The sequence below is a fragment of the Rhizobium sophorae genome, from assembly GCF_013087515.1.
Lineage (GTDB): Bacteria > Pseudomonadota > Alphaproteobacteria > Rhizobiales > Rhizobiaceae > Rhizobium > Rhizobium sophorae.
This window is the reverse complement of record NZ_JABFCN010000011.1, coordinates 37,449-55,765: the sequence shown is the minus strand read 5'-3', so window position 1 is coordinate 55,765 and position 18,317 is coordinate 37,449. Positions and strand designations below refer to the sequence as shown.

Here is an 18,317-nt window from a genome sequence, read left to right as displayed (position 1 = left end):
TTGAGGAGGATTTGATGCAAGAGATATTGGATACGTTCCGCAAGGACCTCTATGCGGGCCAGAAGGTGCTGGTTTCGGGCGCCACGAGCGGCATCGGCCTGGCGATTGCGCAGGGCTTTGCCGGCATGGGTGCGGAGGTCGTCGCCACTGGAACGTCACAGGCGAAGCTGGACAAGATCAGGAATGATCCGGCGCTCTCGGGCATCCGGTTCGAGCATCTGGATGTGCGCGATCGGGCGGCAATCGACAAGTTCGTCCCGGCGCTCGACTCGCTCTTTGTGCTGGTCAATGCCGCCGGCATCGTCAAGCCGGATAACGAGTTCAACGAAGATGCCTATCTCGAAGTGATCGACGTCAACATGAACAGCGCGATGCGGCTGGCCATGGCGGCGCATCCGCTGCTCAAGCAGTCGAAAGGCGCCATCATCAATACCGCCTCGATGCTGTCCTATCTCGCCGATGACCGGGTGCCGGCCTATTGCGCGAGCAAGACGGGCATCGTCGGCCTGACACGAGCGCTGGCGCACAAATTCGGCCCAGATGGCATCCGCGTCAATGCGATCGCCCCCGGTTACCACAAGACCGCGATGACTCAGGATCTCTGGTCGGTGCCGGAATATGCCGGCAAGATCAAGCATCGCACCGCGCTCAAGCGCTGGGGCACCGTGGATGATCTCGTCGGAACTTGCCTGTTTCTGGCTTCTCCCGCCGCCCTCTATGTCACCGGCACCACGCTACCCGTCGATGGCGGCTATGTGAACGGCGGCTGGTAGCACAAAACGAATGCCGAGCGGGCGAACTGCGCCCACTCGTCTACAAATGTAAAGTTGATGCACGATTGTGCTTAAAGGAGTTATCTCCATGTCTGGTGGCCGTTCCTTCGGTGGGCCGAACAAATACATCCAGTGCGCCGGCGAACTGACCCGACTCGGTGAACATGCCTCCGGGCTTGGTGACAAGGCGCTCCTGCTGGCCGACCCGTTCGTGTTCGATCAGTATGGCCCGACTCTTAAGGAAAGCATGGAGAGGGCGGGCCTCGCCTACCAGCTCGAGCGCTTCAACGGTGAATGCTCGCAGGGTGAAATCGACCGCGTCACAGCGCTCGTAAAATCTTCGGGCGCGAGTGTCGTCGTCGGCATAGGTGGCGGCAAGACGGCCGATACGGCCAAGATGGCGGCCATCGCGACCGGCGGACGCATTGTCATCGTGCCGACCATCGCTTCCACCGATGCACCTTGCAGTGCGATCGCCGTGCGTTACAGCGATGAGGGCGTCTATCAGGAAGCGCATTTCCTCGGCCGCAATCCCGATATCGTCGTGGTAGATAGCGCGGTGATCGTCCGTGCCCCGGTGCGCTTTCTCGTGGCCGGAATCGGCGACGCTCTCTCGACCTGGTTCGAAGCGCGGTCCAACCTCGATTCCAATTCCAACAATCTCGTCCGACCCAACATGCTGCCGCCGGCCGCCGGCATCGCCATCGCGCGTGCCTGCCATGACGTGCTGATGCGCGATGCGCTGGACGCTAAGCTCGCGGCCGAAAGGGGTGCGCTGACATCAGCCGTCGAAAACCTCATCGAGGCCAACACGCTTCTCTCCGGCCTCGGCTTCGAGAATTGCGGCGTCTCGGCAGCCCACGGCATCCACGATGGCCTGACGGTGCTCGATGAAACCCACGGCTTCTTCCATGGCGAAAAGGTCGCCTTCGGCGTCCTTTGCCTGCTGATGCTCGAAGGCCGGCCGCTCGCTGAGATCAGCGAGATGACCACCTTCTGCCGGTCGCTCGGCCTTCCCACCCGGCTCGCCGACCTCAACCTCGCCTCCGTGAGCCGCGCTGATATCGAGCGGGTCGCGGAAGCAGCCCTCGCCGAGGGTTCGCCCACATGGAAAGTGGCGGTGCCGCTTTCCGTTGCCATTGTTCGCGATGCGATCATCGCTACCGATGCCTTTACCAGCAGCTTCAAGGGCTGACCAATTTTCTTGAAAGACAGGACCACTCCATGCGCGCAGCCGTCATGTATTCACCCGGCGACATCCGCCTCGAAGATATCCCGAAGCCCGAGCTCAAGCCCGGCCATGTCATGCTCCGGGTTGCAGCCGTCGGCGTCTGCGGGTCCGACATTCCTCGCATGCTGATCAAGGGCGCCCACAAGATGCCGATCGTCTGCGGCCATGAATTCTCGGGCCACATTACCGAGATCGGCGAGGGCGTCGAAGGCTTCTCGGTGGGCGAGTTGATGGGCATGCCGCCCATGTTACCCTGCTACAAATGCGACCAGTGCATGACCGGCAATTTCTCCCGCTGCCGGGACTACGATTACTTCGGCTCGCGCCGCGATGGCGCCTATACCGAGTTCGTCGCGGTTCCCGTGAGTAACCTGCTGCGCGCGCCAAAAGGCATGGACCCGCGCGCCACGGCAATGATCGATCCGGCCTCGATCGCGCTGCACGCTATCTGGAAAGCGCCGCCGACCGCCGGCCAGCGCGGTGCGGTCATCGGCTGCGGCCCGATCGGCCTTTTCGCCATCCAGTGGATGAAGCTGATGGGGTGTACGGAAGTCGTCGCGATCGACGTCTCGGACGAGAAACTCGCCCAGGCACGCGAAGCCGGCGCCGATCAGACCTTCCTGGTGACCGGCCAGATTCCGCCCGCTGTCAAATGCGATATCATCGTCGAGGCGGCCGGGCACAATTCGTCCATCAATGTCGCGGCCAAGCTTGCGGCGCCCGGTGGCCATGTCGTCTTCATCGGCATCCCCGTGGGCGACATCACGCTGGAGAACAAGACCTTCCAGCATTTCCTCCGTCAGGAAGTCTCGCTGCACGGCGCGTGGAATTCCTTCGGCGCGCCCTATCCCGGCAAGCAGTGGACGGTGACGCTTGACAGTCTCGCGAGCGGCAGGCTCAAGTGGGAGTTCATGATTACCCATGAGCTTGGCTTGGAGGCGCTTCCGGGAATGTTCGAGAAAATCAAGAACAAGAGCGAATTCTTCTCGAAAATCATGTTCAGGCCGTAAGCCCAGGGAGTCACGTTCGCATGGCCAAACTCCTCGGTCTGGATTTCGGCACCGGCGGCATCCGGGTCGGCGTGTTCGATCTTGAAACACGCCGCATGCTGGGCGAACGCGAGGAGCAATACCAGACCATCTATCCGCGCCCCGGCTGGGCCGAGCAATCGCCGCTCGACTGGTGGGATGCGCTGGGCCGGGCCAGCCGCGGCCTGATGCGCGACCTCGGTTCACCCGAGATATCAGGCATCTGTGCTGCCACCACAGCATCGACCGTCGTGGCCTGCAAGCTCGATGGCGCGCCCTTGCGCCCAGCACTACTCTGGATGGATTGTCGCGCCGCCGATGAAGCCGAGCGCAGTAGCCGGTCGAACAATCCCGTCATGGATTATGCCGGCGGCGCCAATGCATCGGAATGGTTGATCTCCAAGGCCATGTGGCTCGCCCACCATGAGCCGGCGGTCTATGCCGATGCCGACATCATCTGCGAATGCCTCGATTATATTAATTTCATGCTGACCGGCCGATGGGTCGGCTCGCGGATGAACGCTACCTGCAAATGGAACTACGATTCTGTCCAGAAGCGCTTTCCCGCCGAACTCTATGCCGAATTCGGCGTCGAGGGTCTGGAGGCAAAATTGCCGCCTGATATTTTCGCCGTTGGCGCGCCGGTCGAGGTCGTCAGTGCCGCCGCTGCCGATCATCTCGGCCTCGCCAATCGCCCCCTCCTGTCACAGGGCGGCGTCGATGCCCATATCGGCATGGTGGCGGCCGGAACCATGAAATCAGGCGAGATGCTGATGATCGGCGGCACCTCCATAGTCCAGCTCTTCCAGCTCGATAGCCAGCGGCCGATGGATGGCTTCTGGGGTCCCTATCCGCATGCGCTGGTCGACGATCACTGGCTGGTCGAAGCCGGCCAGGTCTCCGCCGGATCGGTGCTGACCTGGTTCGAGAAGAAACTGTTCGAACTCGATGCGGCGGGCAGTGCGGCACTCCGCGAGAAAGCTGCCGCAATACCCGTCGGCGGCACCGGCCTGGTGACGCTCGATTATTTCATGGGCAACCGCACGCCCTATCGCGAGCCGCTATTGCGCGGCGCCGTCATCGGCCTGTCGCTCGGCCATGATCGCGCCAGCCTTTATCGCTCGGCGATCGAAAGCGTGGCGCTGGCCTCGGCCAATGTGCTCAAGCGCGCGGGCGAACTGGAAGTCCCGGTCGAGCGTATCGTCTCGTCGGGCGGCTATGCCAAGAACCGGCTCTGGTTGCAGGCGACTGTCGACGCAATCGGCATGCCCGTCGAACTGCCACGCGAGGCCAATCTCACCATCATTGGCGCGGCTGCCGCGGCTGCCACCGGCTCCGGCCTCGTACCTGATCTCTTCGCGGCGGCCGAAGCAGTTCAACAGGAAGCGACGGTCATCGCGCCCGATCTCGCGGCGCATGAAATCTACAAGCAATTGCTCGGCGAATATCTTGAGGCTACAGAACTGCTGATGCCGCAATCGCGGCGGCTGGCGGCCAGCCAGCTCAGGGGGTAGGCCGAGTGAAACCCGACTGCATCGAACGCGACTTCCAGTTCCGCTCGCTCGCTGCCGGGTAGCTCGTTTTTCTTCGCCACATGAACGGGCAGCTATCTCTCAAGCGTCATCGCACGCCGATTGCCTTTATGTGGGACTCGGGCTTGCAACCAGTACTTATATCCTAAAGTCTATTGCCGGCTACTCAACTAGGCAGCGGCGCTGCCGGGTCGATGAGGTTCTCTTCCCTAAGCTCGGACCATAGCGCTGTCGGGATAGGCCACCGCATAAATTCGAGATTTTGCTCCAGTTCGGCGACGGAACGCGCGCCCGGAATGACGCTGACGACTTGCTTGTGCCCTAGAGGGAACTGAAGTGCGGCAGCGGGGAGGGGAACATTGTGCTTCTCGCAAACAGCATGGAGGCGGGCGACGCGATCCAGGACCGCCGGGGGGGCGATTTTGGTGTTGAATGTCGCATCCTTGACAGGCCCGGTGACAAGAATTCCGGAATTGTAGGGTCCGCCGATGACGATTTTCGTTCCTTTCCTTTCGCAGGCCGGAAAGAGGGTCGCCAGCGGCTCCTGTTCAAGCAGGGTGTAACGCCCGGCCACAAGGAAGTAGTCGAACTGGCCTGCTTCGACGAAGTCGGACAGCATCTGCCATTGGTTGATGCCAACGCCTATCGCCTTGATGACGCCTTGGGATCGCAGGTCATCAAGCGTCGGGTATGCTCCTTCCATCGCTTCCTTGAAGCGGCTGCGCGCAAAGGGGTCTTCGCCCGGCTGAAAATGGATTGCTTCATCGGGATCATGGATGGCGAGCATATCAATGTAATCGGTCTGCAGGCGCTTCAACGACCCCTCGATGGAGCGCAGCACCGCATCACGGGAATAATCGAAATCGGCGCGAAATGGTGGTGCCCCATCCCACAGGACCGGCTTTACTTCACTATCGGGAATAGGGACCAGATCATAACCGACCTTTGATGATATGACGATCTCCGAGCGCGGAAGGCTCTGAATGGCGTCGCCGAGACGGGCTTCGGCCAAGCCGAAGCCGTAGACGGGAGCGGTGTCGAAGTACCGCAGACCATTGTTGAAGGCGGCATGGACCGTATCATGCGCAGCCTTTGGGTCGGTGGCGCGATACATGTTGCCGAGCCCAGTTCCTCCCAACCCCATCGTGGTGATCTGCAATCCCGGTGCGGTCACCGCTCTCGTCTGCATCTTCGACATTGATCTCCTGCCCCTTCCTTTTTGTGCGGCATGGTTTCTGTTTAAGCGAACCGCCCCGGCCCATAGCGATCCATGATAGATGCAAACAGCTTGTCGTACAACACTGTAACCATACACACGGAATTGCGCCGGGCCATGACGTTCTTGTAAATCGCCGTTGGTGCTACGGAACTAGGAGGTCGGCTGGTTGAGCTTACCGATGAAGAGTAGATGTTGCATGGCCGCTATCGATTAAAGGATCAGGGTCGCCCTGAAGTCGTTGACATTGGTCCCGGTGGGCCCTGTTTCGAACAAGTCGCCGATCGCCTTGAAGCCGGAATAGCTGTCATTGGCATCGAGAATGCGACGCGGATCGAGGCCGGCGGCGCGCAGGCGCTTGACGGTCGAACCGTCGGCAAAGGCTCCGGCATTGTTTTCCGAGCCATCGATACCATCCGTGTCGGCGGCGAGGAGATGGATATCGTAACCGTCGAAGGCAAGTGCTGCTGCCAGCGCGAACTCGCCGTTGCGTCCCCCCTTGCCGCCCTTTGAGCGCAATGTCACCGTGGTCTCGCCGCCGGAAAGGATGACTGCGGGCTTGGCGAACGGCCGGTTGCGGCCGGACACTTCCTTGGCGATGGCCGCATGGACGAGTGCCACGTCGCGGGATTCACCCTCGATCGCATCCGACAGGATCGCGGCCTCGATGCCGCTCGCGCGGGCAAGCGCGGCTGCGGCCTCGAGCGATACACCGGCCGAGGCAATGATGTGGTGAGTGTTGCGGGCAAAGGTCGGATCGCCGGGAAGCGGTGCGTCGGCTGCGGCCGAATTGAGGTGATCGATTGCTGCCTGCGGCAGCTCGAGGCCGTACTGGGCGATGATCTCAAGTGCTTCGTGCCGGGTCGAGCGATCCGGCACCGTCGGCCCCGATGCCACATGGGCGGGGTTGTCGCCCGGGATGTCGGAGACGATCAGGCTGACGACGCGGGCCTTGGTCGCCGCCGCCAGCCGCCCGCCCTTGATGGTCGAGAGATGCTTGCGCACGACATTCATCGCCGAGATCGGAGCGCCCGAGGCAAGCAGCATCTCGTTCAGCGCTATCTCGTCTTCGAGCGTCAGTCCTTCCGGCGGAGATGGCAGCAGCGCTGAGCCGCCGCCGCAGACGAGTGCGATGACGAGATCATCGGCGGAGAGATCCTTCACCGTCTCGACCAGCCGCTTCGATGCGGCAAGGCCTGCCGCATCGGGCACAGGATGCGAGGCTTCGATGATCTCGACATGTTCTGTCTCGCAGCCATAGCCGTAGCGGGTGACGACGACGCCTTCGAGCGGGCCATCCCAAAGGCTCTCCAAGGCCCGGGCCATCTGCGCTGCCCCCTTGCCGGCGCCGATGACGATGGTTTTGCCTTGCGGCCTTTCCGGCAGATGCGCCGCGATCCCGGTCAGCGGATCGGCTGCCTTGACGGCGGCATTGAAAAGCGAGGTCAGGAATTTACGGGGCGAGGGGATGGAATGGGTCATGGAATGATTTGCGCTGGGAAGGATCGTCATGCGTAATCGTGCTGCGGTTGCCGTTGCAGGACGCCTTTGAGAATATCGGCCGCCTTTTCGGCAATCATCACGGTTGCGGCATTGGTGTTGGACGAAATCAGCCGCGGCATGACGGAACTGTCGCAGACCCTCAGCCGATCGATTCCGCGGACCTTGAGTTCCGGGTCGACGACGGCGTCGTCGCTGCCACCCATGCGGCAGGTGCCGACGGGATGATAGGCGGAGCGGCCATATTGCCGGGCAAACTGACGGTATTCCTCCTGCGTGCGAATGTTGCCGTCTGGCAGATGCAGCCGCTTGACGAATGGCCGGAAGGCAGGCTGCGACAGGATTTCCTGACTGATCTTGATGCCATCGATGGCTCGTTCGAGATCGTAGGGTTCGGCAAAGGCGTTCGGATCAATCGCCGGCGGCAGGGTCGGATCCTTCGAGCGCAGCGTCACGTGCCCACGCGAACGCGGGCGCACGTGGTAGGAATTTAACGTGCAGCCGTTGCCACCCGGCACGCCGCCAATACCTTCCTCGACGCCTGCGCCGGGCAGGAAATGGAACTGGAGGTCAGGTGTCGTCTCGGCGCGATCGCCCCACCAGAATCCGCCACCCTCGACGATAGTAGATGCCACCGGCCCCTTGCCGAACAGCGCATACTCGATGCCGGCTGCGACTTGCCAATGACGCTTCTTGTAACGGTCGATGCCATGGGAGCCGGTGAGTTCGGCGAGAACGTCGACATCCATGTGATCCTGGAGGTTCTTGCCCACCTGCGGCAGATCTCTGATCACGTCGATATCGAGTGCCCGCAGTTCATCGGCGGGCCCGAGGCCCGAGAGCATCAGCATCTTCGGCGAGCCGATGGCGCCAGATGTCAGAATCACTTCGCGCTCGGCGCGCAACAGCACCGGCCGGCCGTTTTCGATGATCTCGATGCCGACGGCGCAGCCGTTTTCGATAACGATGCGATTGACGGCGGTGTCCGTGCGGACCGTCAGGTTCTTGCGGTGCGCGGCGGGCTTCAGATAGCCGACGGCCGTACTGCTGCGGCGGCCGTTGCGGGTCGTCGTCTGGTAAAAGCCCGCACCGGCCTGTGATCCAGCATTGAAATCGGGATTGAAAGGCAGGCCAGCTTCCTGCGCGGCGCGTACGAAAACGCGTGTCAAGGCGTGCGGGGTCTGCGAGCTGACGCCGAGCGGCCCTTCGGTGCCGTGATGGGCGCCGCCGAACGTGTCGTTACCTTCGGATTTGCGGAAATAGGGACGCACATCCTCATAGCCCCACCCCGTGCATCCCTCGAGATCGCGCCATCCGTCATAATCTTCGGGGCAGCCGCGGGTGAAGACCTGGGCATTGATCGAGCTGCCTCCTCCAAGCACGCGGGCCTGCGGATAGACCATCTTGCGCCCTGCAATCTCGCGCCCGGCGACCGTCTCGTAACCCCAGATAAACGGACCTGCCGTCATCTTGAAGAAGCCGACGGGCAGATGGATGTACATATTGCTGTCGCGCGGGCCGGCCTCCAGCAGGGTCACGGAAACATCCGAATCCTCGCTCAGGCGCGCGGCAAGCACGCATCCCGCCGAGCCGCCCCCGACGATGACGTAATCAGGCATTCTCTCCTCCGTAAGTCCTGAAAACCGGGATTTCCTCGTTGTCCGGGCATCAATCTGCGATCACAATCTCAAGTCTCTTGCCCCGCGTCAAGAGAAAGGGTACGGTTATCGTCTTGAAGGGTTGTCGTACAAATGGTAGGACGATGTCGCTTCAGATAGATGTGCCGGGGAAGAAGGACGGCATCGCTATCTTCGTCATTCAACGGGAGGTTTTCGAATGATTGATAAGATAAATTCGCGTTTCGGCGGCATGAACCGCAGATCATTTCTCGCAACCGTGGCAGCCGGTGCAACTGTGGCCGCTCTGCCCAGGCAGCTCTTTGCAGCCGACAAGCCGACGCTTGTCACGTCCATCCGCTCTCTCTCCAACCCCTATCACGCCGTCTGGAAAACCGGCGCCGAGGCCTTCGCCTCTGCGATCGGCCTCGATCACGTGACGCTGGTTTCCGAAGGCAACAGTGAAAAGGGTATTGCCGACATCAAGGCGATGCTCGCCAAGACCGGCGGCAACATGGTGCTGAACTCCGACCCGAACGACACTCCGGATGCGCGCCCGATCGTCGAGGCCTGCGCCAAGGCTGGCGCCTATGTCGTCACGCAATGGAACAAGCCGAAAGATCTGCACCCGAAGGACTTCAATCCCAATTACGTATCGCATATCGAATTCGACGGCGTCTCGAGCGGCAAGCAGATTGCCGAAATCCTCTTCAAGAGCATCGGCGGCTCCGGCGGCATCATCGCGCTTGGCGGCCAGATCTCGAACACCGCGGCGATCGAGCGCAAGAAGGGCCTGGAAGACGCGCTGGCCGCCAATACCAACATCAAGCTTCTGGATTTCCAGGTTGCCAACTGGAAGTCGTCGGAGGCTTACGATCTGACGGGTAATCTTCTGACGCGCTTCGGCGACGACGTGAAGGGCATCTGGGCTGCTAACGATGACATGGGTACTGGGGCTCTTGAGGCGCTGCGTGCCGAGAATCTTGCCGGTCAAGTGCCGGTCGTCGGTGTGGACGGCATCAAGGCTGCGGTCGATGCTGTGCGCAAAGGTGAATTCGCCTGCACCGTCACCTCCGATCCATACTGGCAGGGCGGCATGGGCCTCGCCATCGGTCTCGCCGCTCTTCAGAAAAAGTTCGACCCCGCCAAGGAGCCGGCCGATCATCGCGAGTTCTACGGCAAGGCTGTGCTGATCGCGAAGGAGAATGTCGAGGAATACTATAAGACCAACATCGACTCGCATCCGACGCTGGACTGGAACGATCTTTGGGGTCGTGTGACAGGCGCGATCCGCGCATAGCAAGTACCATGTCTCCCGCGCAGCAGCGGCTCCTCCCGCGGCTGCCTCCTCGCTGGCAGGCGTAGCGGCGCCTGCCAGCTTTTCCGGATGACGCAACGAGGTGCCGTCTGTTGACCATCAATGCCGAAAACATCAAGACTATGACGAAAAACGAACAGGCAGGTGCCATGCCGACTGTTGGAAGCCGCCTGTTCAGCGGTCCGAATCTCAAGCGTTTGCGCGCCTACGCTCCGGCGCTGGTGCTGATCGCCCTCTGCATTCTCATCACTATCGCCAATCCCAATTTCATCGAGCCTCGCAACCTCGTGCGCGTTGCCAATTCCGCCGCCGTTCCGCTGACGCTCGCCATGGGCCTGACCTTCATCATCCTGCTCGGCAGCATCGACCTCTCGGTCGAAGGCTCGCTTTCGGTCGCGGCGATGGTGACTGTCCTGCTCGCCACCAATGATGCCAATGCCAACGCCTATGGCTGGCTTGCGGTCATCGCGGCGATCGCCGCCAGCACTGTAATGGGCCTCACGACCGGCATCATCCAGACATATCTTAGAATACCATCGTTCATGGCGACGCTCGGCGTCTGGTTCATAGGGCTCGGCATCTCTGTCTACATGCTGGGCGGTTCCGCCGTACGCCTGATGGATCCCTCCATCCGCGATCTGGCGCTCGCCCGCTTTCTCGGACTGCCCTTGGCCGTCTGGGTGGCGCTTGCGGCATTCCTGATCGCCTGCACCGTCCAATATTACACCCGCCTTGGCCGCCACATCATCGCGATCGGCGGTGGTGAGGACGTCGCTGAACTGTCCGGCATCAATCTTCGCCGTGTACGCATCATGGCCTTCGGCCTGGCCGGTTTCTTCTTCGGCATTTCCGGCGTCCTTGCCGCAGCCCAGCTCGGCCGCTCCGATGCCGTCATCGCCGACGGTAGGTTGTTCGCAGCGGTGACCGCGGTGGTGGTCGGCGGCACGGCGCTGACAGGCGGTGAAGGCGGCGTCGTCAATACGCTGGTCGGCGTGCTGATCGTCACAGTTCTCAGCAACGGCATGATCCTGCTCGGCGTCTCGCCCTATGTGCAGCAGACTGTGCAGGGCCTCATGATCATCGCCGCCGTCGCGCTGTCGCTCGACCGCCTGCGCCTCCAGATCGTGAAGTGACCGCCATGTTTTCAGCCAACGATATCTGCAAATCCTTCGCCGGCGTTCACGCATTGAAGAACGTCTCGCTTGAAATCAGGCCGAACGAGGTCGTCGGCCTCATCGGTGAAAACGGTGCCGGAAAATCGACATTGATGCGCATTCTTGCGGGAACGCATCAGCCCGATGGCGGAACGCTCAAGCTCGACGGCCAGCCGTTGAAGCTGCGTAATGCCCGCGATGGTGCGGCCCAAGGCATCGGCATGGTGTTTCAGGAGCAGTCGCTGCTGCTCAACATCTCCGTTGCCGAAAACATCTATCTAGGCCAGGAAAGCCAATTCGTCCGCTTCGGCATTGTCGACTGGAAAGCGATGAGAGCAGCGGCAAAGCGCCAGCTCGACAAGATAGGCGTCGATATCGACGTGACCGCGCGGACGTCGGAACTCACCTTTGCCGCGCGCCAGATGGTCGAACTCGCCAAGGCTTTGACGCTGGAGGAGGCCGTCTCGCGACCGCTCGTGATCCTGCTCGACGAGCCGACCTCGGTCTTGAGCGGCAGCGATATCGACGTGTTGTTCAAGCGCGTCCGCTCGTTGAAATCGCGGGCAAGCTTCGTCTTCGTCTCGCACCGGCTGGATGAAGTGCTGCGTATCTCCGACCGCGTCTACACGATGAAGGACGGACAGGTGGTGGCCGAGCATCTGGCAACCGACGTCACTGGTCCCGAGTTGCATGAGATCATGGTCGGTCGCGGCCTGCAATCGACGTATTACAAGGAAGACAAGCAGTTGCCGCCGAAGAGCGAGATCGTCGTCGATGCCAGCAGGCTGGCGATCGCTGGCGCCTTTCACGATGTCGATCTGCAGATCCATGCGGGCGAGATCGTCGGCATCGCCGGCGTCGTCGGCTCGGGCCGCGAAGAGGTGACGCGAACGATCGGCGGTTTCATGACCCATACCGGCGGAATCTTGAAGATCAACGGCGAGGCGGTGCATTTCCGTACCCCGGAACAGGCGGTTCGCAAGAGCATTGGCTACGTCCCGCGCGAGCGTCGCGTCGAGGGGCTGGTGATGTTCCTGTCGATCGCCGAAAACATCACGCTCGCCGATCTATCCTCGGTGATGCGCGGCGGCGCGATCAACTACCGCCGTGAACGGCAGCTGGCTGCCGACTGGATCAAGCGCCTGCGTATCAAGGCGCCGGGACCTGATATCGCCTGCCGGAAGCTCTCCGGCGGCAACCAGCAGAAGGTGGTCCTGGCGCGCTGGATGACGGCGGGATCGCGGATCCTGATCCTCGATCACCCGACGCGCGGGCTCGATGTCGGGGCCAAGGAAGAAGTCTACGAGCTGGTCCGTGACCTCTCATCGCAGGGTGTCGCGATCCTGCTGATTTCCGATACGCTTGAGGAAACGATCGGCCTGTCGCATCGCGTGCTGGTGATGCGTGACGGCGCCGTTACTGCCCATTTCGATGCTGCGCCGGGAAACAAACCGGATCAGGTCGATCTCGTTCGGGCAATGGTGTGAGGAGAGCGTCATGACAAGCCTCAACAACATGAAATCTCTCCTCGCCGCGGGCTGGATGAAAGGGGCGATACCTCCTGCCTTGCTGGTGGTGCTGGTGCTGATCATCGAACTTGCGGCACCGGGCTTCCTGACCGGAGACACGCTGCTACTTCTTCTCTCCAATACCGCCGTGCTTTTCATCCTGGCGGCTGGTGTCACCTTCGTCATCCTGATCGGCGGCATCGATCTGTCAATCCAGTCGGTGGCGTCGCTGTCGAGCGTCATCCTGGCACAGCTTCTGCCGCAGATCGGCATGCTGGCCTTTCCCGTGGCAATCCTGTCGGGTCTCATTTTCGGGGCGCTGAGTGGCTATGTCCATGTCCGCCTCAAGGTGCCGTCCTTCGTGGCGACGCTGGCGACGGGCGGCGTCGTGGCCGGTATCGCATTGTGGGCCGCTGCCGGCCGGGCGATCACCATCGAGGAGGGCGGACGCGAAAACACCGCCTGGATCAACGGGACGTTTGCCGGGTTGCCGACCGTCATCTGGATTGCCGCGATCATTGGGATCCTCGCCTTTTTCGGCCTCAGATACACGCGCTTCGGCCGTCATAGCCTGGCAATCGGCGCCGGTGAACCGGCGGCGATCGCCGCGGGCATCAATGTCGAACGCACGAAGATCGTCGCCTTTGCGATCTCCGGCATGCTGGCCGCAATTGCCGGGGTCATCCTGGCTGCGCGTCTGTCGAGCGGCTCGCCCAATCTTGCCAATCAGCTGCTGCTGCCGGCAATCGCCGCCGTCATCGTCGGCGGTACTGCCATCACCGGCGGTCTCGGCGGTGTCGCCCGCACGGCGGTCGGTGCGCTGATCATCTCGATCGTGCGCATCGGCATGACCTTCATCGGCATCAACATCTTCGCCGAAAACGTCGTCTTCGGCTCGGTGCTGATCCTCGCCGTCGCCATCACCATTGACCGCAGCAAGATTGCGATCATCAAATGATGGGCCGCGCGCAGACGGCACCAGCAAACAAAAAAGGCCGCGTATTGCAGCGCGGCCTTCGGAAGACGAAGCGACCGTCACATTGTGTCCAGACCGATCAGCTCGATCTTGTAGCCATCCGGATCTTCGACGAAGGCGATATGCGTAGTGCCGTGCTGCATCGGGCCTGGCGGGCGCGGGATCTTGGCACCTTGCTTCTCGAGCGCGGCGCAGACGGCGTAGATGTCGTTGACGCCGAGTGCCAGATGGCCGAATCCCGTGCCGAGTTCATAAGGTTCCTCGCGGCCCCAGTTGTAGGTCAGCTCGATGACGGTGTCCGTCTCCTCGGGACCGTAACCAACGAAGGCATTGGTGAACTTTCCGCCCGGATAATCATCCCTGCGGAGAAGCGTCATGCCGAGCATTTCGGTGTAGAACTTGATCGACCTGTCGAGGTCGAATACGCGGATCATGGTGTGCATATTTCGAAATTGGCCGGACGCTGCGGTCATAATATGGATCCTCCTGCAAGTTATCGTTTTTACACTGGTTTTTAGCGAAAGGCGAGCATTGGAAAAGATCGCCGCACTTGATGTTCGAGACCAGTGTTGTATGATAACCATGTAAGTGACCCAGTTGTCCAGATGTTTTCCCGCCTAACCGGAGCAACAGAATGAATGCCTTCCCGCCCCTTCAGGAAAGAGCGCTTGCAGCCCTCTCTGCCGCAATGCCGGCGGACCTGCTCCTGACGGAAGGCGAGGCGCTGGAGCGCTACAGCCGCGACTGGTCGGGAGAGCATTACGGCCGCCCGCTGGCAGTTGCGAGGCCGCGTTCGGCAGACGAGCTCAGCCGGTTGATGGCGTTTTGCCACGAGCAGAAGATCCATGTCGTTCCGCAGGGCGGCCTCACTGGTCTCGTCGGCGCCGCGGTGCCGAGCTACCCGGGCGGCGAGGTTGTGGTCTCGTTTGAGCGGATGAACAAGGTGCGCTCCGTCAATCCGATCGATTTTGCCATGGTCGTCGAGGCCGGCTGTATTCTCGAAGATGCAAAGCGCCATGCGGAAGCGGCCGACTGTATCCTGCCGATCACTTTCGGCGCGCAGGGTACCTGCAGGATCGGCGGCAACGTCTCGACCAATGCCGGCGGTTTCAACGTGCTGCGCTACGGCATGACCCGCGACCTGGTGCTCGGCCTCGAGGTCGTGCTTGCCGACGGACGGATCTGGAACGGTCTACGCACGCTGCGCAAGGATAACCGCGGCTATGACCTGAAACAGCTTTTCATCGGCAGCGAAGGCACGCTCGGCATCATCACCGCCGTGGCGCTCAAGGTGTTTCCGAAGCCGGAACAGGTGGAAACGGCGCTGGTCGGGCTCGCCTCGGTGGATGATGCCATGCAGCTTTATGCGCGGGCGCGCCGCCAGTGCAGCGACCTGCTGACGGCATTCGAGCTTATCCTGCGCGGCGGCATCGAGATCGCTATTGATGCCCGCGACGATCTTCCAGACCCTCTGAGCAAAGCCTATCCCGTCTATGTACTAATCGAAGCTTCGGCTGCCGGACGCGTCGATCTTCGCGCCTTGCTCGAAGGATTTCTCGGCGATGCCGCCGATCTGGTTCTAGACGGCGTGATTGCCAGCAGCAAGGCGCAGGGCGACCGGCTCTGGTTGCTGCGCGAGATGATGGTCGAGGCTCAGGGCCGCGGTGGGCGATATCTCAGGACCGATGTCTCGGTATCGATATCGAGCCTCGCCGCCTTCGTCAGCGACACGCTCAATGCGCTATCGCAGAAACACCCCGAGGCAATCGCGGTCACTTATGGTCACGTTGGCGACGGCAATATTCATCTGAATATCGTCCCGCCGGCCGGCATGCCGGTCGACCAGTTCGACAGCCTGTTTCATGCCGCCGAAGAGGTGATCTTCGACATCGTCGACAAGCATGGCGGCTCGATCAGTGCCGAACATGGGATCGGCCGCGTCAAGCAGGAGGCGTTTCTGAAACGCGCCGACCCCTTGACGCTGGAGCTTTCGCGCCGGATCAAGGATGCATTCGACCCGAGGCATCTTTTGAGCGAGGGTCGGATACTGGCAAGCGCAGATGGCATGGCAGAGGGGTAGGGAATGACGCTGAAACTCGACAAGGTCAATCGGGGCCCGCATCTGTCGACGCTGGTCGCTAGCTCGATCTCGCGCGAAATCGCGCAGGGACGCCTGATGCCGGGTGATCAGCTGCCGACCGAACAGCAGCTCGCGCAGACCTTCGGTGTCAGCCGCAACGTCGTGCGCGAGGCGATCGCACGGCTGCGGTCCGAGGGCCGGATCTGGTCGCAGCAGGGCCGCGGCGCCTTCGTCGCCGACCAGCCGAATGCCACAACGCTGACGATCGACTACGAAGCCTTGCAGCAGGCTGCGGCTTTCCAGTCGCTGTTCGAGCTGCGCGGCATCCTTGAAGTCGAGGCGGCAGCACTTGCCGCCAAGCGCCGGACGGGGGACGACCTGATGACGATGAAGGATGCGCTGGTGACGATGCGTGACGCGCCATACGGCAGCGTCATGTGGCTAAAGACCGATCTCGAATTCCATAAGACTGTCGCCGCGGCGACCGGCAATCTCTACATGGTCCAGTTCCTGACCTTCGTTTCCGAGCGGGTGCGCGAAAGCATCCTGGCGTCAGGCAACCAGCAGCGCTCCGAGGATCTTGCTGCGGTGACCCTCGGCGAACATCAACGCATTCTCGATGCCATCGAAGCGGGCGACGGCGACAAAGCCCGCGATGCCATGCGAGCGCACCTCCATGGTGCCGCGAACCGTGTCGGGCTGGCCGGAGAACAATCCGAATAATCTGTTGAGGATCTCACATGACTGGAAGACTTGAGGGAAAATCCGCTGTCGTGACGGCAGCCGGACAGGGGATGGGGCGCGCCACCGCGCTGGCCTTTTTGCGTGAAGGTGCCCGCGTCTGCGCAACCGATATCGATGCTGCAAAGCTCGATACGCTGCGCGATCAGGCGGGCGTTACCGCGCGCAAGCTCGATGTGCTGAACCCGGCGGAGATCAGCGCCTTCGCCGAGGAAATCGATGCGCCGGATATCCTCTTCAACTGCGCTGGCTTCGTCCACCACGGTTCGATCCTCGAATGCGACGAGGACGCCTTCGATTTTTCCGTCAACCTGAACATCCGCGCCATGTACCGCATGATCCGCGCCTTCCTGCCCGGCATGATCGCCGGCGGTGGCGGCTCAATCGTCAACATGGCGTCTGTCGCTTCGACGGTGATCGCCGCACCCAACCGCTTTATCTACGGCACGACGAAGGCGGCGGTGATCGGGCTGACGAAGTCGGTGGCGCTCGATTATGTCGCGCAGGGCATCCGCGCCAATGCCATCTGCCCCGGTACCGTCGAAAGTCCTTCGCTGCAGGATCGCATGCGGGCGCTCGGGGACTATGACCAGGCGCGGGCAGGCTTCATCGCCCGCCAGCCGATGGGGCGCCTTGGGACGCCCGAGGAAGTCGCCGAGTTGGCCGTCTATCTCGCCAGCAAGGAATCGGCCTTCATGACCGGCAATGCCATCGTCATCGATGGTGGCTGGGCGAACGCCTGAAGTCAAACCCTACAAACGGACAATGGATATGAAGCTTCTGAGATACGGTCAGCGCGGCGCCGAAAAGCCCGGCATTCTCGACAACAACGGCAAGATCAGGGATCTGAGCGGCCAGGTGGACGACATTGCCGGTGAGAGCCTGACGGCCGCCGGCCTGGCAAAAATCGCCACGATCGATGTCGGGAGCCTGCCCGTCGTTGCAGAACTCGGCCGTCTCGGCCCCTGCGTTTCGCGCACCGGCAAGTTCATCTGCGTCGGCCTGAACTATGCTGACCACGCCGCCGAGACCGGCGCGGCCATTCCCGAAGAACCGATCCTGTTCATGAAGGCGACCAGCGCCATCACCGGGCCGAATGATAATGTGATCATTCCGCGCAAATCGAGGAAGACCGATTGGGAAGTCGAGCTCGGCATCGTCATCGGAGACGAAGCCCGTTATGTCACAGAAGCCGACGCAATGAAGCATGTCGCCGGCTATTGCCTGATCAACGACGTTTCGGAGCGCGAATTCCAGGCCGAGCGAGGCGGACAGTGGACAAAGGGTAAGTCGGCTGACAGCTTCGGCCCGATCGGCCCCTGGATGGTGACGCGCGACGAGATCGCCGATCCCCAGGACCTGAAGATGTGGCTCTCCGTCGACGGCACGATGCGCCAGAACGGCTCGACGAAGACGATGATTTTCGGCGTCTCCTTCCTCGTTCACTATATCTCGCAGTTCATGAGCCTGCAGCCAGGCGATATCATCTCGACGGGCACGCCGCCGGGCGTAGGTCTCGGCATGAAGCCGCCGCTCTTCCTGAAGGCCGGGCAGACGATCAAGCTTGGTATCGAGGGTCTGGGCGAGCAGACGCAGCTGACTGTCGACGCTGCCTGAGAAAAGGTCGGGGAGCGGCCCTGCGGC

Annotated in this window: 16 protein-coding genes; 12 read left to right on the top strand and 4 right to left on the bottom strand. The window is 61.7% G+C overall.

Annotated elements, in window-relative coordinates; genetic code table 11:
• The first annotated feature begins 14 nt into the window (after positions 1 to 14).
• The 4 genes from G9X64_RS07050 (at position 15) to G9X64_RS07035 (ending at position 4,546) form a co-directional block, all read left to right on the top strand.
• The gene (locus G9X64_RS07050; protein ID WP_168317131.1) at positions 15 to 773 is read left to right on the top strand and encodes an SDR family NAD(P)-dependent oxidoreductase; all 759 of its coding nucleotides are present in this window, start codon (positions 15 to 17) and stop codon (positions 771 to 773) included.
• 88 nt (positions 774 to 861) lie between these two features.
• Positions 862 to 1,968, top strand: coding sequence for a glycerol dehydrogenase (locus G9X64_RS07045; RefSeq protein ID WP_171376246.1), 1,107 nt, complete (start codon positions 862 to 864; stop codon positions 1,966 to 1,968).
• A gap of 29 nt (positions 1,969 to 1,997) precedes the next feature.
• Complete coding sequence (locus G9X64_RS07040; RefSeq protein WP_168311122.1) at positions 1,998 to 3,014, top strand: galactitol-1-phosphate 5-dehydrogenase; 1,017 nt, start codon at positions 1,998 to 2,000, stop codon at positions 3,012 to 3,014.
• Between the two features lie 20 nt (positions 3,015 to 3,034).
• A complete protein-coding gene (locus G9X64_RS07035; protein WP_168311123.1) occupies positions 3,035 to 4,546 on the top strand; it encodes an FGGY-family carbohydrate kinase in 1,512 nt (503 codons plus the stop codon).
• Positions 4,547 to 4,730: 184 nt separating this feature from the next.
• Here the strand turns inward: G9X64_RS07035 and G9X64_RS07030 are convergent, their stop codons facing one another.
• The 3 genes from G9X64_RS07030 to G9X64_RS07020 all read right to left on the bottom strand — a co-directional run bounded on the left by G9X64_RS07030 (position 4,731) and on the right by G9X64_RS07020 (position 8,899).
• Positions 4,731 to 5,879: an aldo/keto reductase gene (locus tag G9X64_RS07030; RefSeq protein WP_171376245.1), complete on the bottom strand. Its 1,149-nt coding sequence runs from the start codon at positions 5,877 to 5,879 to the stop codon at positions 4,731 to 4,733.
• A 114-nt stretch (positions 5,880 to 5,993) separates the two neighbouring features.
• Positions 5,994 to 7,262 (bottom strand): glycerate kinase type-2 family protein, encoded by a 1,269-nt coding sequence (locus G9X64_RS07025; RefSeq protein WP_168311125.1) that lies wholly within the window; start codon positions 7,260 to 7,262, stop codon positions 5,994 to 5,996.
• A 26-nt stretch (positions 7,263 to 7,288) separates the two neighbouring features.
• Positions 7,289 to 8,899 carry a GMC family oxidoreductase gene (locus G9X64_RS07020; RefSeq protein WP_168317126.1) on the bottom strand — a complete coding sequence of 537 codons (1,611 nt, stop codon included), beginning with the start codon at positions 8,897 to 8,899 and terminating at the stop codon, positions 7,289 to 7,291.
• Between the two features lie 217 nt (positions 8,900 to 9,116).
• Between G9X64_RS07020 and G9X64_RS07015 the strand changes: the two genes are divergently transcribed.
• From G9X64_RS07015 to G9X64_RS07000, 4 genes are all read left to right on the top strand, one after another.
• Positions 9,117 to 10,196, top strand: coding sequence for a sugar ABC transporter substrate-binding protein (locus G9X64_RS07015; RefSeq protein WP_168311127.1), 1,080 nt, complete (start codon positions 9,117 to 9,119; stop codon positions 10,194 to 10,196).
• Between the two features lie 110 nt (positions 10,197 to 10,306).
• Positions 10,307 to 11,347 (top strand): ABC transporter permease, encoded by a 1,041-nt coding sequence (locus G9X64_RS07010; RefSeq protein WP_246270920.1) that lies wholly within the window; start codon positions 10,307 to 10,309, stop codon positions 11,345 to 11,347.
• Positions 11,348 to 11,352: 5 nt separating this feature from the next.
• Complete coding sequence (locus G9X64_RS07005; protein ID WP_168317125.1) at positions 11,353 to 12,855, top strand: sugar ABC transporter ATP-binding protein; 1,503 nt, start codon at positions 11,353 to 11,355, stop codon at positions 12,853 to 12,855.
• Between the two features lie 10 nt (positions 12,856 to 12,865).
• Positions 12,866 to 13,834 (top strand): ABC transporter permease, encoded by a 969-nt coding sequence (locus G9X64_RS07000; RefSeq protein WP_168311129.1) that lies wholly within the window; start codon positions 12,866 to 12,868, stop codon positions 13,832 to 13,834.
• 77 nt (positions 13,835 to 13,911) lie between these two features.
• On the opposite strand, the gene gloA is transcribed toward G9X64_RS07000, so the two are convergent.
• The gene (gene gloA, locus G9X64_RS06995) at positions 13,912 to 14,325 is read right to left on the bottom strand and encodes a lactoylglutathione lyase (RefSeq protein ID WP_168311130.1); all 414 of its coding nucleotides are present in this window, start codon (positions 14,323 to 14,325) and stop codon (positions 13,912 to 13,914) included.
• A 161-nt stretch (positions 14,326 to 14,486) separates the two neighbouring features.
• Here gloA and G9X64_RS06990 point away from each other — a divergent pair, with 161 nt between their 5' ends.
• From G9X64_RS06990 to G9X64_RS06975, 4 genes are read left to right on the top strand one after another with little or no spacing between them, the layout of a single operon-like run.
• A complete protein-coding gene (locus G9X64_RS06990) occupies positions 14,487 to 15,932 on the top strand; it encodes an FAD-binding oxidoreductase (RefSeq protein ID WP_171376244.1) in 1,446 nt (481 codons plus the stop codon).
• A gap of 3 nt (positions 15,933 to 15,935) precedes the next feature.
• Positions 15,936 to 16,655: a FadR/GntR family transcriptional regulator gene (locus tag G9X64_RS06985; RefSeq protein WP_168311132.1), complete on the top strand. Its 720-nt coding sequence runs from the start codon at positions 15,936 to 15,938 to the stop codon at positions 16,653 to 16,655.
• A gap of 17 nt (positions 16,656 to 16,672) precedes the next feature.
• On the top strand, positions 16,673 to 17,416 hold the full coding sequence (locus G9X64_RS06980; RefSeq protein WP_168311133.1) for an SDR family oxidoreductase: 744 nt from the start codon (positions 16,673 to 16,675) through the stop codon (positions 17,414 to 17,416).
• A 28-nt stretch (positions 17,417 to 17,444) separates the two neighbouring features.
• Entirely contained in the window at positions 17,445 to 18,290 is an 846-nt protein-coding gene (locus tag G9X64_RS06975; protein ID WP_168311134.1) for a fumarylacetoacetate hydrolase family protein, read from the top strand.
• Positions 18,291 to 18,317: the final 27 nt, after the last annotated feature.

Bases quoted from the DNA above. Each gene is read 5' to 3' on its own strand.
- gloA (WP_168311130.1), bottom strand. From the start codon at position 14,325: ATGACCGCAGCGTCCGGCCAATTTCGAAATATGCACACCATGATCCGC.
- G9X64_RS06985 (WP_168311132.1), top strand. From the start codon at position 15,936: ATGACGCTGAAACTCGACAAGGTCAATCGGGGCCCGCATCTGTCGACG.
- G9X64_RS06980 (WP_168311133.1), top strand. From the start codon at position 16,673: ATGACTGGAAGACTTGAGGGAAAATCCGCTGTCGTGACGGCAGCCGGA.
- G9X64_RS07040 (WP_168311122.1), top strand. From the start codon at position 1,998: ATGCGCGCAGCCGTCATGTATTCACCCGGCGACATCCGCCTCGAAGAT.
- G9X64_RS07035 (WP_168311123.1), top strand. From the start codon at position 3,035: ATGGCCAAACTCCTCGGTCTGGATTTCGGCACCGGCGGCATCCGGGTC.
- G9X64_RS06975 (WP_168311134.1), top strand. From the start codon at position 17,445: ATGAAGCTTCTGAGATACGGTCAGCGCGGCGCCGAAAAGCCCGGCATT.
- G9X64_RS07005 (WP_168317125.1), top strand. From the start codon at position 11,353: ATGTTTTCAGCCAACGATATCTGCAAATCCTTCGCCGGCGTTCACGCA.
- G9X64_RS07000 (WP_168311129.1), top strand. From the start codon at position 12,866: ATGACAAGCCTCAACAACATGAAATCTCTCCTCGCCGCGGGCTGGATG.
- G9X64_RS06990 (WP_171376244.1), top strand. From the start codon at position 14,487: ATGAATGCCTTCCCGCCCCTTCAGGAAAGAGCGCTTGCAGCCCTCTCT.
- G9X64_RS07045 (WP_171376246.1), top strand. From the start codon at position 862: ATGTCTGGTGGCCGTTCCTTCGGTGGGCCGAACAAATACATCCAGTGC.
- G9X64_RS07050 (WP_168317131.1), top strand. From the start codon at position 15: ATGCAAGAGATATTGGATACGTTCCGCAAGGACCTCTATGCGGGCCAG.
- G9X64_RS07020 (WP_168317126.1), bottom strand. From the start codon at position 8,899: ATGCCTGATTACGTCATCGTCGGGGGCGGCTCGGCGGGATGCGTGCTT.
- G9X64_RS07015 (WP_168311127.1), top strand. From the start codon at position 9,117: ATGATTGATAAGATAAATTCGCGTTTCGGCGGCATGAACCGCAGATCA.
- G9X64_RS07025 (WP_168311125.1), bottom strand. From the start codon at position 7,262: ATGACCCATTCCATCCCCTCGCCCCGTAAATTCCTGACCTCGCTTTTC.